Raw genomic sequence first — 13,780 nt, forward strand, 5'->3', positions numbered from 1 at the left:
TTATATGTCTTCCGTTAGCCAGCCGCTAAACATCGCCGTCCTTACTATTTCAGACACCCGAACACTGGAAACCGATAAGTCAGGTGACTATCTGCATAACGCGCTTTCACAAGAAGGGCATGTATTAGAAGATAGAGCGTTAGTGAAAGACGATATCTATCAGCAACGTGCCATAGTGTCTCAATGGATAGCAAATAAAAACATTCAAGTCATTCTTATTACGGGTGGCACAGGCTTTACACACAGAGATTCAACGCCCGAGGCCATCAGTATACTTTTTGATAAAGAAGTACCAGGGTTCGGTGAATTATTTCGCCATATCAGTTATCAGGAAATAGGCACCTCGACGATTCAGTCTAGGGCAATCGCGGGGTTTGCAAACGACACGGTAATTTTTTGCCTACCCGGCTCTACGGGGGCCTGTAAAACCGCATGGGAGAAGATAATCTCAAGTCAGTTAAATGCAGATTTCAAACCATGTAACTTCGTTAAACACTTGGTACAGTCATGAGTACCTTTAGCCATGTAAATACGGGTGGTGAGGCCAATATGGTGGACGTGAGTGAAAAAGCGACCACCGTGCGACAAGCCACCGCAGAAGGGTATCTTTATACAAATGCTTCTGTGTTGACTCAAATTAGCGACGCTAAAATCGTGAAAGGTGATGTCTTCGCTGTCGCTAGAGTTGCTGGTATCCAAGGCGCAAAGCGATGCGCTGACTTGATCCCGCTATGCCATCCGCTCGCATTATCAAAAGTGGATATTGAGTTTCAGGTTGAACCCGAAAATGGGCGCATAAAAGCCACGTGCTTTTGTAAACTGAGCGGAAAAACTGGGGTGGAGATGGAAGCGTTGACAGGAGTAAACATTGCGTTATTAACCTTATTCGACATGTGTAAAGCAATTGACCCCGCCATGCATATTGAAGGTGTGAAAGTACTTGAAAAAGTCGGTGGGAAAACAGGTCATTGGCAAAATACGAGTGAATAATGCATGAAAATTACGATAAAGACATTCGCTCAAACACGAGAAATTACTAAAACGCCGAGCTTAGAACTAGACGTTGAAGAAAAGGCCACGGTGGCGAGTGTTATGGCGAAACTCCAAGAGCGTGATGAAAATTGGTCATTAGCGCTAGATGCCAGTGTACTGACCGCTTGTAACCACCAACTGTGTGAAAAGGATATGGTGCTTTGTGATGGGGATGAAGTTGCTTTTTTCCCTCCGGTGACGGGGGGGTAATTAAAGTATGTTTGCAGAAATCCAAGTTCATGACTTCAGTCAAGAAACCTTGTTTGAACGATTGAGAAAAGACGCTGATACCAATCATGAAGGCAATGTGGGTGCCATAGTGACCTTTACTGGCTTGGTGAGAGATAACAATCAATCTGGCCGTATAGAGGGTATTGAGTTAGAACATTATCCAGAAATGACTCAGGCGGCGCTGGAAAAGTTAGTACAAGAGGCGAGTCACCGATTTTCTTTGCGTAGTGCAGGGGTTGTGCACAGAGTGGGGCGCTTGCTTAACGACGAACAAATTGTTTGGGTTGGATGTGCAGCTGCGCATCGGCAAGCCGCCTTCGATGGCGCAAGCTTTTTAATGGATATGCTTAAGCAATCTGTTCCTTTATGGAAAAAAGAGCTTAAACAGGGAGAGTCCATTTGGGTTAAACCAAAAGCCTCCGATGATGATGCCGCACTTAAGTGGTTAAAATAGTGAGGCGCCTTGGACGCTTTCTGGCAGCACTGATGTCTAAAATTAAGATGTCTCTTCGTCTATTAAGTGCAGTTTTGTTTCTCTTGATTGGAAGTCCGTACGCGTGGGCAGAAGACACCATTCGCTTAGCCGTCGCCGCAAATTTTGCTGCACCATTAAAAAATATTGTTGATGAGTATTCTCATCAGACGGGTGAAAAATTATCTATTACCATTTCATCGAGCGGCACCTTGTACGCGCAAATTATTCATGGTGCTAACTTTGATGTTTTTTTCTCTGCGGACACGCAAAGGCCTCGAGCTTTAATCGATGCCGGTCGAATTTCAGAAAGTGACGTCGTTCCATACGCTCAAGGAAGGCTCGCTTTTGTAACGCATGACCATGCAATCATTGAAAACGGGCTTACTGACGAAAATGTAAATACGTTACTTGAACAGCACCGTCTAGCTATTGCTAACCCAAAGCTCGCCCCCTATGGCGTAGCGGCGCAGCAGGCTTTAGTTAACCTAGGGTTGTGGGATGATATTAAACCTAGCTTAGTCATGGGTAAGAACGTTCAGCAAACTTATCAATTTTTTACTACTAAAAATGTAGGGGCTGCATTGGTCGCGTATTCCCTAGTTAAAAACAGCGCACCCTCAGTGCTGGTGCCAGACAACGTATATTCCCCAATTGTTCAAAGCTTGGCAATTTTAACACCTCACTCGCAGGAAAAGCTGGACACCCACACAACGCAGGAAAAGCTGGACACCCACACAAAGCTGGACACCCACAGAAGCAAGCATGAAAGGGTAAAGGCTTTTGTGGATTACGTTTTATCTGTGGGTGTCCAAGATAAGCTGGTGGAGTTTGGCTATAAACCAGTGCTTCCTGTGCAAGGAGCGATAAGCGAATGATAGGCATTGATGAGTCTACCATTGCCGCCGTGGCACTTACTTTAAAGCTGGCACTTGTTACTAGTGTTTTGCTTATGCTTATTGTGACGCCAATGGCATGGCGTTTATCTCGCTGGCAGAGTGCCTTTAAACCGTTTGTGCTAGCGATATTTTCATTGCCTCTCGTTTTGCCGCCTACGGTTTTGGGATTTTATCTTTTGGTGGCTTTCTCTCCTCAAAGCCCAGTCGGGGAAGTGTGGGTGTCCATGACTGGAGAAACGCTGGCATTTAGCTTTGAGGGGTTGGTGTTGGGCTCGATTATTTACTCTTTTCCTTTTGCTTTGCAGCCACTTTATGGAGGGTTTGTGCAGTTGGATAGCCGTTATTTAGAGGTTTCACAATCCTTGGGTTTGAATCGTTTTCATACTTTTATGAAGGTGGTGCTTCCCCTTTGTAGAGCGCCAGCTTTGGTGGCATTTGGGCTTAGTTTCGCCCATACCATAGGTGAATTTGGGGTGGTATTAATGATTGGCGGGAATATCCCCGGCGAAACGCAAGTATTGTCTATTTCACTTTACGAACAGGTTGAGGCGCTTGAATACGAGCAAGCCCATCTACTTTCCATGGCGCTACTCCTTTTTTCGTTTTCGCTTTTAGTTTTACTCTATCGTTTTAGCGGCAAAGGGGGGCTAGGTTGGAATTTGTCGTCTCGTTAAATACGCGCATCTCGCTTCGTGCCGAACTGTCTTTACACGCCACTATAGTCGGTGTGACTGGGCCATCTGGGGCTGGCAAAAGTTCGCTATTGCGGGCGTTGGCGGGCTTTGAAAAAAACGCCCACGTTACTGTCAATTGGCAGCTAGCGTTACCAACTGAAAAAGAAACAAAAATCGGTATTGTGTTTCAACAGCCTATGTTGTTTCCTCATCTCAATGTTAGGGGTAATTTAGCGTTAGCACAGGAATATGCAGGTGATAATACAGTCAACTTTGAAGAAGTTGTGAAAGGCTGTGAGTGTGCGCATTTGCTCGATAAACCTATTCAGGCGCTTTCTGGTGGTGAAGCTCAGCGTGTAGCGCTCGCTAGGGCTCTACTTAACGCGCCAAATGTATTGTTACTCGATGAGTCTATCAGTGCGTTAGACGGGAGGTTACGTCGGTCTGTGTTGGCGTTCATTCGTCAATTTTGTCATGCCAATCAAATGCGCTGTATTTTAGTGTCTCACGATTTAAATGACTTGGCCGTTTTCACTGATGAAATTCTATTGATTGATAGGGGCGCGTTGGCTTTTTCTGGAAACACGAAAGACGTGATTAATCACATCAACAGAAACGCAGCGTCAAATGAAAGCAACGATGAGGGCGAAGAATTCGCGACGTTTTCGGTGTTGGAGGGTCAGCTAATACCTAACGATCAGGGCTTTCCCTACCCATTTAAGCGCGTTCAGTTAGGTAACCATTGGATTTACGCTGAGATACCTGATGCGCTGTTTATCAGTACCACGCCAGGTAATACCGTTCGCTTAACGGTACCTGCCAACGAAGTTAGCATAGACACCCTTACCGACTCTCACCAGTGGCAAACCAGTATTATAAATGCGTTACCTTGTGAAATCGTGGATGTCGCGCATCCTAAAAATGCATCGGCAAGCAGCGTGACGGTTACACTGGCGATCATTGATGAGGCTGGCAGCCAAGGCACGCAAACACTGATAACCTATATCAGCGTGCTCTCTTTTGAAAAGCTAAAGCTTGTACCAGGAATGAAAGTCACGGCAAGGTTTAAACTGTTGCGCCATTAATTGGGTTAAATGGCGCTTGAATAACCAGTGAGTGTATATTGCTTGTTTAAATAGGCATCAAAGCGAGCACAAACCGCTCGAATATAAATGCGCGCTGCTTCTGGTACACGTATTTCATTCTCCCCAACGTGTACCAGATTATCTTTTGCTAACGGTGTCAGCGCCTCTAACTCTGATTCGAAATAGTCGTTGAAACACAGAGCATATCGGCTTTCTATATCTTTAATATTCACGCTTAAGTTGCACATTAATGACATGATGACGCTTCTTCGAACGAGATCGTCCTTCGTCAGCAACACACCTTTTTCCGCCAGCGGCAATTGATTATCTATTTTGTGGTAATAGTCTTTTATTTTTTTGGGATTTTGAACGTAAGCGTCACCAATTGTACTGATTGCTGATACCCCCAAGCCCAGAGAGTCCGCTTGCCCAAGGGTGGTATAACCTTGGAAGTTACGATGTAATGTGCCGTTATTTTTGGCGCGGCTTAATTCGTCACTTTGACTAGCAAAGTGATCTAACCCAATCATGTCGTACCCCGCTTCTGTAAAACTATCTACCGCCAATTGATAGAGCTGTGCCTTCATTTCTGCAGACGGAAGGGTGGAGTGGGGAATTTTTCGCTGTGCCGCGAATCGTTCAGGGAGATGAGCGTAGCTAAACAAGGCGACTCGGTCTGGGCGCATGGCTTTTGCTGCCATCAGCGTCTTGCTAAACGTTTCAAGGGTTTGCTTTGGAAGGCCATAAATTAAATCAATATTAACCGATGAGAACCCTTTGTTTTTTGCCTCAAGTACCATATTCGCGATATGCGACGTGCTTTGAACCCTATTAATGGCTTTCTGTACTTCGATGTCTGTGTCTTGCACACCAAAACTGACGCGGTTGTATCCAAGTTCAGCCAATAAAGACAAGTAGGCTTCTGTGGTATGTCTAGGGTCAAGCTCAATCGACATTTCAGTCTGCGTGGAAAACGTAAAGTGTCGGCGTAGCAAGTACATTAAGTAGGTTTGTTGCACACTGGATAGAAAGCTGGGAGAACCGCCCCCAAGGTGCAAAGATACCACCTTCTTACCATCATACAGCGGCTTTTTAAGTAGCATTTCTTGCTCAAGATAACTGAGGTAATCGTCTGCCTTATCGTTGTGTCGGGTGACCGTTTTATTGCAGCCGCAGTAATAACATAGCGTATCGCAAAAAGGAATGTGGATGTATAAGGCCAGATCGTCTGTGCCATATTTCCACGACGCTTCGTTAAGTGCATTAGCAGGAACCTGGCTAAACTTTAATGCGGTAGGGTACGAGGTATACCTGGGCGCTTGTTGAGCATATTTAATAACGGTGCTATTTGGCACTAACGGGGGCGTAGTCATAATTTAACTCTTTTTACGTCGTCGCACATTTCGGTGTTGTTAATGATGCTGATATGCCTTGCATCAGTAGCGAATACATTGCGCATATCCAATAATTCTTGTGCCTGAAGTGTAGTACAGTTAAATTTTACAAATGTTGATCTGGTGCAAGCTTTGTCCTGTTATGTCTATTAAATTTTCTTCACCTTTAGTGTCACCTATTTCTGCTTTACATTCACCCGCAGTCAGGGTGAACTCTTGTCGTTATTGAGCGTATGAATTTACAAAGAATTTGTTAACGGGCATGGAATGCCAGACGGTCTTGGGGCAGTGTTCAGCGTCAATGTGCCTAGCGTTTATGTCAGTGGCCGACAATGGTGCGCTTTTTATCGGTATTCGATAGTCACTGACTTGAAGCCGCATTCGTACCGCCTACAATAGAATTATTTGAACAGGTGTTCACATTTGTAAATGCCTACAGGAGTGATAGTGAAAAAAGTATCAATAGACATAGTATCCGACGTAGTGTGTCCATGGTGTATTGTTGGTTATCAGCATCTGCAACACGCGGTGGCTATGCTGGATGATGTTGAAGTTTCGGTTAATTTTCATCCATTTGAACTAAACCCTTCCATGCCTGAAGAAGGGCAAAATCTGCGTGAGCACGTTATGCAAAAGTACGGCGTAACCGAAGCGCAAAGCCAGCAAACGAGAGAGCAGCTCACCGACATTGGTGATGCCGTTGGCTTTAAGTTCGACTATTTCGATGAAATGAAAATGGTAAATACGTTCAACGCTCATCAGGCACTGCATTTAGCCAGTTTAAAAGGCAAGAAAGAGGCGCTTAAGCTTCGCTTGTTCGCGGCATTTTTCAGTGAGCGCAAAGACGTCAGCGATATTAGTGTGCTTATCGATGAAGCAGTAGCAGTAGGCTTAGAAAAAGAAGATATTCAACAAGCATTAGCGCAACAAACCTATGCTGATGAGGTTAGAATGGAAGAACAACTGTGGATGCAACGCGGGATTCAGAGTGTGCCCACCTTTGTGATCGGGAATCAAGGTGTGGCCGGGGCGCAGCCTCCAGAAACCCTTGCTGCCTTTATTCAAGAAGCCATCTTACAAGAAGCAAACGGTAATTGATGAGTAATCAAACGCTGCATTTGTTGTCTCAGTGGGCGCCACTTAAAGATAAGCACCAGTGGGTGCTGGGGTTAATTTACAAGACCGAGGGGTCCTGCTACCGAAAAGCTGGCGCACTCATGCTATTTAGCGATGACGGTCATCAATTAGGTATTTTAAGTGGCGGCTGTCTGGAAAGTGACATACATCGTAAAGCGCGTCGTGTCATGCAGGACAAAAAGGTACGCCATACTATTTATGACGACAACGACGAAGAAGATATTGCGTTTAAGTTGGGGGTGGGTTGTGGTGGCGTGGTTCATCTAGCACTATTACCCGTAGAGGCTGAAAACTGTTATTTATCTCTGGAAAAGGCATATCAAACCCTACTGAATGGGCAGCACTGTCGTTGGAAGCTTAATTTGGAGGATATTTCAAATAGCCAAGTGAGCTCTCCTAGTGAAGTACAACAGTTAAATAAGCTGGCTAAACTCGATGACCATGTGAATTACGCCCCTCCTTATATCGATATTCCATTCACCTGTCCGCCACATTTGCTGGTCGTGGGCGGGGGTTTTGACGCAACCTTTGTGGTTAAAATGGCCCATTTACAAGGTTGGACAGTCAGTGTTTGGGATCCAAGGCCGGCGCAGGCCAGAGTTGAGCATTTCTCTTTGGCGAATTACATCGTGTCATCCAGCGAGGTTTCGGCTGTATCAGAACACATGAGTGTCCATAATGTTGATGCGGCGGTATTAATGTCCCACCATAGAAATATAGACGCTGAAGCGTTGAAAGCACTGAGTGCTCATCACCTGCAATACATCGCGATGTTAGGCCCCAAGCACAGAAAAGAGGAAATTCTGTCGCTTGCACAGGTTGAGGAAAGTGCATTTAGCGGCATTTTTGTAAGCCCAGCAGGATTTGATATTGGCGGTGAATTACCTGAGAGTATCGCGCTGTCCGTTATTGCACAGTGTCATAGCGTTTTGGCGGGTAAGGAAAGCAGTGGGAAGCGCTAAAAGCGCTTTCTCACCGTCACGCCGTAGCTGCGAGGTGCGCCCGGGTAAGCCATAATTTTTCCTTGTTGAACGGGCACATCAAAACCACTTCTTGCTACATATTCTTCATCGAAAAGGTTTCTCGCCCAAAAGGTCAGGTGGCTGTCTAGGTCAGCGAAATGCAGGTTTAGTCTTGCGTTAACTATCTGGTAAGCAGGTGAACGTTTATAGGGGTCGTTGGTATCGTCTAAATACACATTTCCCGTGTATTGGTAGTCTACACTCACCCACCCATCGATGTCAGATAAGGTGAAATATTGAGTGACGGTGAGGGCCGCACTATTTTGAGGTTCGAAACCCACCCTGTCACCGTCTCTAGCACAAAAGGGATCTTCTGGCGTCGCCCTACCTGGGTCGTCATCTCCCGTATGCCACGTATAGGCAACCCAACAGGTCCCTTTTTTAAATGTCTTAAAATTAGCGAGTGTACGGGCTGCACTGAAGGCTAACTCTGTGGTGTCAGTCATATACCAGTTAGCGTCCAGTTCAATACCTTTTACATCAATGTCACCTGCGTTTTGCAGGTTAAATCCAGTGCCATCGAATGTGGTGGCTTGAAAATCGCTAATTTGGGTGTAGTGTGCAGCAAGGTTCATTCTAAGACCTAGCTCTCGCCATTCTTGTTTAACGCCAATTTCTGCACTGCGTGCCTTTTCCGCATCAAATACCGCATCAAACTGGGGTGAAATTCGGTCTGTATTGGTGCCGCCGGCTTTATAACCTGTGGCTAGGCTAGAATAAAGCATAGTGGTTTCGCTGGGACGATACGCCAATTTCACTGTGCCGGTTAGTTGGTTGTCGCTGAGTGTCGCCATGAGATCGTCCCTAGGCAATACCGTCGCTGCACCAAGAAAATAATATCCCCAACCATCCGATTGAAAGGGAGAAATAGCAGCGAGTGCAGAATCACTCGGTGCATCTCCAGCAGCTAGGGCCGTGCCAATTTGTTGCAATCCGGCCAGTGCTTTGGACACATTCGGCCACTCCTGAGAATTTTTGGCTAACCCATCAATGCCTGGCCCTTGTTCACCGTATTGGCCCAAAATGTCCTTATCTTCAATGGTATAACGTAACCCTGTGGTTAGGGTTGTTTTCCCATTTAGTCGCCAGTCAGCTTGGGTAAAAAGGGCAATACTGTCTTGCTCTTGATAGGCCGAATGATAAAAGGCGGTATTGCTAGGTGCTAACACGCCCGCGGGTGCAATAGCCCCAGCAGTGGCTTGACTTAACCCGTCAATCGCATCAGCAAGAGGCAATAAATCGGCAGCGGCAATAGTAAAAAATGATGAAAAGTCTTCTTGGGTCGTCGTATTAAAATCTACGTCGAGATTTTGCGTGAAATAGTAGACGCCAAAAATGGCGCGCATGCTTTTACTTTTGTAGTGAGCGCGTATCTCTTGTGAAAAAGACTGTTGTCGGGCATCGTTTTCAGCCGTGAGCAAATTGGCATCGGAGAAGTCGCTATCAATAATATCAAAGCTATCGAAAGCCCTAAACGCAATGATACTCACCAACGACCACACATCATTGAACTTAATGTCCAATTGAGCAGAAATGCCTTTGTCTGTCATCTTTGAGGTGGGAACCTGAGAAAGTGACGTGGTGTACTGGAAAAAATTATCGCGGCTGTAAAGAGTGGCATTGAAGGGAGGGGCCTGCAACAGGGCATCAGTACCAAACTTGCCGGGAACGCCATTCGCTTGCAGGTTACTTTGCCATGTTAATGCACCACAACACCTTTCATCTAGTTCTCCATAGTCAGCAACAACACGAAGGCTAAGCGTATCTGAGGGCGTATACAGCCACTGTACTTTCACCGCAGAGCGGTTTTTGTTGTTTAGCGTCTTTCCTGAATGGGTGTCTTCAATAAAACCTTCTGCGCGGCTACTGAAACCTGAAATGCGCATCGCTAAAATGTCATCAAGTACCACAAAAGACGCCGCGCCACTTAAACGCAAAAGTTCGTCATTGCCGGCAAGGACTTCAACAAAGCCATCAGTCTCTTCAAATGAGGGCGCGACGGAGGAAACTGTCATGGCGCCCGCAGCGGTATTTTTACCAAACAAGGTACCCTGAGGGCCGCGCAAAATTTCTACAGAAGCAATATCTACCAGGTCGTTAATGAGCGCGTTTTGACGAGAACGGTATACGCCATCTACATATAATCCTACTGAAGACTCAAAGCCAAAATTTTGCGAGGAAGTCCCGATGCCCCTGATTGAAAATCCAGAATTGGTTACGCTTTGGTTTTGAAAGGCGGCAAACGACGGAACGTAATTTTGTAAGTCAAATACGTCTTTTATTACTGCTTCTACTAAGCTGTCACCAGACATTGCCGTCACCGCCACAGGGACTTCCTGTAAGTTTTGCGGCGATTTCTGCGCATTCACCACAATATGCTCAAGCTGGTTCTTATCACCTTGTGTGGCGTGAACTGATGGGGATAAAGTTGCGAATGCACACAATACAGCCAATGCACGTGGCAGAAGGGGGGCGTCGCTGTTCAAATTTAGCGTAATCATTTTGATAATAAAAGCTTCCTAGGTGCCTCTATGAGGGGATGAAGGCGTTCCCAACCTTGATATATAACAGCTTTCCTAGCTTTATTCACAATTAGCGCGTGGCTAAATGATGAGCTTATTGTGTCAGAATGTGCAATTTAAGCGCAATTTAAAATGCCAATCTTAAACTAAGGTCTAATATTCTACCTGTGCGTTATAGTTTCACTTGATGAATGCTCATTCAAAATATCAATTAAACTTATGGGTTTATATTTCTTACCATGCTTAACATATTGATAACATTAGAGCGCGTAATGACAGATATCTATTTAGTTCGCCACGGGCAAGCTTCGTTTGGAAAAGCGAATTATGACAAGTTAAGCCCCCTTGGCGGGCAGCAAGCCCATTGGCTAGGCGAGTATTTTAAGCAGCGCGATATTGTCTTTGACGAAGTCTTGTCAGGCGATATGGTGCGCCATCATGAAACCACCCAGGGCATTGCCAACGGTTTACAGTATCTGCCAGATCCCACCGTGACTTCAGATCTTAACGAGTTCAACTTTCAAGCCGTCGCACAGGCCTATCTGTCGGCTAACCCGCAGGATAGGGTGCCAGAAGGCGCATCACCTGCTGAATATTACCGGCTTTTGAAAAAGGCCATGCTTGCGTGGTCTGAAAACACATTACCTGAAGCGCTAGTTGAAGAAACGTGGCAGCAGTTTGAGGCGCGGGCAGCGAACGTTTTAACCAGCCTACAAAATAGCAGTGCACAGCGCATTTTAGTGGTGAGTTCGGGGGGGGCTATCGCCATGATGCTTAAACATATCCTAGGTTACAGTGCACCTATGGTTATTAACATGAACCTTCAAATTCGCAATGCCAGCTTTACACAATGTTACGCCAATTCACGCAGCATTCACCTTAACAATTTTAACAGCGTGCCTCACTTAGATGTGATTGAAAAGTTACACGCAATTACCTACAGCTAAACGGTGCAGATATGAATTTTGAGTACAATGAAAAAACGCAATCGCTTTTAACTCAGTTGAGAGCATTCATGCAAAAAGAAGTCTATCCCATCGAGCAAGAGTACATTCATGGGGTTGAAAATGGCGAAGATCGTTGGAAAACCCCGGCGTTGATGCACACATTAAAGCAGCGAGCCCGTGATGCAGGTTTGTGGAATTTGTTTTTACCTGAAGAGTATAAGCCTTACGGTGCAGGACTGACCAACGCCGAATATGCGCCTCTTTGCGAGGAAATGGGGCGCGTGTTGTTTAGCTCAGAAATTTTTAACTGCAGCGCGCCGGACACAGGCAACATGGAAGTGTTGGCAAAATATGGTAACGAAGCACAAAAGCAACAATGGCTTGTTCCTTTGCTCAATGGCGAAATTCGTTCAGCATTTGCCATGACCGAACCGGCTGTAGCGTCGAGTGATGCAACAAATATTGAAACGTCGATTACGCGAGATGGCGACGAATATGTAATTAACGGGCGCAAATGGTACACCAGTGGAGCAATGAATGAGAATTGCAAAATTATGGTGGTGATGGGGAAAACCGACTTTGACGCCCCTCGCCATGAACAGCAATCTCAGATATTAGTGCCCATGGACACCCCTGGGGTGACAGTGGTTCGGCCAATGTCCGCAATGGGATATTATGATGAGCCTGTGGGTCACGCCGAAGTTGAATTTAATAATGTGCGTGTGCCGGCAGACAACTTACTGTTAGGCGAGGGTAGAGGATTTGAAATTGCTCAAGGCCGTTTGGGCCCTGGCCGTATTCATCACTGTATGCGCCTTATCGGCTGTGCTCAACGGGCGTTAGACCTTGCCTGTGAACGGGTTGAACAGCGAGTCGCATTTGGAAAACCACTTTCAAAACAGCAGTCTGTGCGCGAGAGTATCGCGAAGATGCACTGTGAAATAGAGCAAGCACGATTACTTACCCTAAAAGCAGCAGACAAAATGGATAAGTATGGCAACAAAGTTTCACGGGATCTTATTGCAGCCATAAAAATTGTTGCGCCATCCATGGCATGCCGAGTCATTGACGAAGCCATTCAAATGCATGGTGCCGCAGGAACTAGCCAAGATTTTGTGCTATCTGCTATGTATGCCTATGCAAGAACCATAAAGCTGGCTGATGGGCCAGATCAGGTTCATATGATGCAACTTGGCAGAAATCTCATTGCAGACAAGAATGCGTAAGGAGTAAACGTGGCAAGCGATAACCAAGCAAAATCTCACCATATTGATGTAGATAGCCTGAATGTCTATCTCACTGAAGCGTGCCCAGAAGTTGGGCTTATCAAACATGCACAAAAGTTTTCCGGTGGCCAATCAAACCCCACGTTCAAGCTTGAAACCGACAAGGGGGTGTTTGTTTTACGTCGTCAGCCTCCGGGGAAGTTATTAAAGTCTGCTCATGCGGTAGACAGAGAATTTCGTGTCATTCAAGCCTTAGCGGGCAGTGATGTGCCCGTCCCAAAGGTTTTCCATTTATGTAAAGACACCCACGTCATTGGCAGCATGTTTTATATCATGGCGTATGTAGAAGGAGATATTTACTGGAATAGTGCACTGCCTGAAATTACTTCCCCCGATACCCGAGGGGCGATGTACGATGAAATGAATCGTGTTTTAGCTGCCCTACACAGTGTCAACATTGAACAGGCCGGTTTAAATGACTATGGCAAACCTGGTAGTTATTTTCACCGTCAGCTAAGTCGTTGGACTAAGCAATATCGCGCGTCTGAATTAGAGCATATCGCCGAAATTGAACAGCTTATTGCTTACTTGGAAGCGAACCTGCCTGATGACGACGGCCAAGTTGCATTAGTCCATGGTGATTTCAGGCTGGATAACATGATGTTTGATATGTCCCATCCAGATAAGCCGAAAGTGGTCGCAGTTTTAGATTGGGAGTTGTCTACTCTAGGTCACCCCTATGCAGACTTAGCGTATCAATGCATGCAGTTACGATTACCCGCCAATATTGCCCACGCTGCGGGTCTGGGGGGCCTTGATAGGGAGCAGTTGGGCATTCCATCTGAAACGGCTTATATACAAGCTTACTGTCAGCGCCGAAACATTGGTGTTATCGAAAACTGGACCTTCTATCTTGCGTTTAGCTTTTTCCGCCTTGCTGCTATTTTACAAGGGGTAGTAAAGCGAGCCCATGATGGGAATGCCTCTAGTGAAAAAGCCATGCAACTAGGTGCCATGGTGCGTCCTTTGGCACAAATTGCAAACCAAACAATACATCAAGAAATGAAATAATACATTGCTTGATAAGGTTAAAACACGGTAGCAGCCCTACCAGAAACTGTCTCAGAAAGACTGTGGAG

General features: G+C 45.8%; 14 protein-coding genes. 12 read left to right on the forward strand and 2 right to left on the reverse strand.

The annotated features are described in order from the left end of the window. Positions 1 to 4: 4 nt before the first annotated feature. From moaB to IUA53_RS07995, 7 genes are read left to right on the forward strand one after another with little or no spacing between them, the layout of a single operon-like run. Positions 5 to 511 carry a molybdenum cofactor biosynthesis protein B gene (gene moaB / locus IUA53_RS07965; RefSeq protein WP_044447749.1) on the forward strand — a complete coding sequence of 169 codons (507 nt, stop codon included), beginning with the start codon at positions 5 to 7 and terminating at the stop codon, positions 509 to 511. Further along, the gene (moaC, locus tag IUA53_RS07970; protein WP_044447747.1) at positions 508 to 990 is read left to right on the forward strand and encodes a cyclic pyranopterin monophosphate synthase MoaC; all 483 of its coding nucleotides are present in this window, start codon (positions 508 to 510) and stop codon (positions 988 to 990) included. Before moaB ends, moaC begins: the two co-directional genes overlap by 4 nt. A gap of 3 nt (positions 991 to 993) precedes the next feature. Beyond that, positions 994 to 1,242, forward strand: a complete 249-nt coding sequence (locus tag IUA53_RS07975) for a MoaD/ThiS family protein (RefSeq protein ID WP_044447746.1) — start codon at positions 994 to 996, stop codon at positions 1,240 to 1,242. 7 nt (positions 1,243 to 1,249) lie between these two features. After that, positions 1,250 to 1,717, forward strand: a complete 468-nt coding sequence (locus tag IUA53_RS07980; RefSeq protein WP_044447745.1) for a molybdenum cofactor biosynthesis protein MoaE — start codon at positions 1,250 to 1,252, stop codon at positions 1,715 to 1,717. Between the two features lie 32 nt (positions 1,718 to 1,749). Continuing rightward, complete coding sequence (gene modA / locus IUA53_RS07985) at positions 1,750 to 2,613, forward strand: molybdate ABC transporter substrate-binding protein (protein ID WP_052806669.1); 864 nt, start codon at positions 1,750 to 1,752, stop codon at positions 2,611 to 2,613. Next, a complete protein-coding gene (modB, locus tag IUA53_RS07990) occupies positions 2,610 to 3,308 on the forward strand; it encodes a molybdate ABC transporter permease subunit (RefSeq protein WP_196899057.1) in 699 nt (232 codons plus the stop codon). Before modA ends, modB begins: the two co-directional genes overlap by 4 nt. Next, positions 3,287 to 4,393, forward strand: coding sequence for an ATP-binding cassette domain-containing protein (locus tag IUA53_RS07995; RefSeq protein WP_052806668.1), 1,107 nt, complete (start codon positions 3,287 to 3,289; stop codon positions 4,391 to 4,393). The genes modB and IUA53_RS07995 overlap by 22 nt, the downstream gene beginning before the upstream one ends. Positions 4,394 to 4,398: 5 nt before the next feature. Here IUA53_RS07995 and hemN read toward each other — a convergent pair whose 3' ends face one another. Next, complete coding sequence (hemN, locus tag IUA53_RS08000) at positions 4,399 to 5,766, reverse strand: oxygen-independent coproporphyrinogen III oxidase (RefSeq protein ID WP_044057312.1); 1,368 nt, start codon at positions 5,764 to 5,766, stop codon at positions 4,399 to 4,401. 468 nt (positions 5,767 to 6,234) lie between these two features. On the opposite strand from hemN, the gene IUA53_RS08005 reads away from it, so the two are divergent. After that, positions 6,235 to 6,885: a DsbA family oxidoreductase gene (locus tag IUA53_RS08005; protein ID WP_172655518.1), complete on the forward strand. Its 651-nt coding sequence runs from the start codon at positions 6,235 to 6,237 to the stop codon at positions 6,883 to 6,885. After that, positions 6,885 to 7,886, forward strand: a complete 1,002-nt coding sequence (locus tag IUA53_RS08010; RefSeq protein ID WP_044447741.1) for an XdhC family protein — start codon at positions 6,885 to 6,887, stop codon at positions 7,884 to 7,886. Before IUA53_RS08005 ends, IUA53_RS08010 begins: the two co-directional genes overlap by 1 nt. Here the strand turns inward: IUA53_RS08010 and IUA53_RS08015 are convergent. Then, positions 7,883 to 10,447: a TonB-dependent receptor gene (locus tag IUA53_RS08015; protein WP_196899059.1), complete on the reverse strand. Its 2,565-nt coding sequence runs from the start codon at positions 10,445 to 10,447 to the stop codon at positions 7,883 to 7,885. The two genes, IUA53_RS08010 and IUA53_RS08015, sit on opposite strands and share 4 nt — an antisense overlap. 293 nt (positions 10,448 to 10,740) lie before the next feature. Here IUA53_RS08015 and IUA53_RS08020 point away from each other — a divergent pair, with 293 nt between their 5' ends. From IUA53_RS08020 to IUA53_RS08030, 3 genes are read left to right on the forward strand one after another with little or no spacing between them, the layout of a single operon-like run. After that, positions 10,741 to 11,415 (forward strand): histidine phosphatase family protein, encoded by a 675-nt coding sequence (locus tag IUA53_RS08020; protein ID WP_044057309.1) that lies wholly within the window; start codon positions 10,741 to 10,743, stop codon positions 11,413 to 11,415. Between the two features lie 11 nt (positions 11,416 to 11,426). Beyond that, complete coding sequence (locus IUA53_RS08025; protein ID WP_044057308.1) at positions 11,427 to 12,641, forward strand: acyl-CoA dehydrogenase family protein; 1,215 nt, start codon at positions 11,427 to 11,429, stop codon at positions 12,639 to 12,641. 9 nt (positions 12,642 to 12,650) lie between these two features. After that, positions 12,651 to 13,712: a phosphotransferase family protein gene (locus IUA53_RS08030; RefSeq protein ID WP_052806667.1), complete on the forward strand. Its 1,062-nt coding sequence runs from the start codon at positions 12,651 to 12,653 to the stop codon at positions 13,710 to 13,712. The last annotated feature ends 68 nt before the right edge of the window (positions 13,713 to 13,780 follow it).

Source organism: Alteromonas sp. B31-7 (assembly GCF_015767655.1).
In the GTDB taxonomy this organism is placed as follows: Bacteria; Pseudomonadota; Gammaproteobacteria; order Enterobacterales; family Alteromonadaceae; genus Alteromonas; species Alteromonas australica.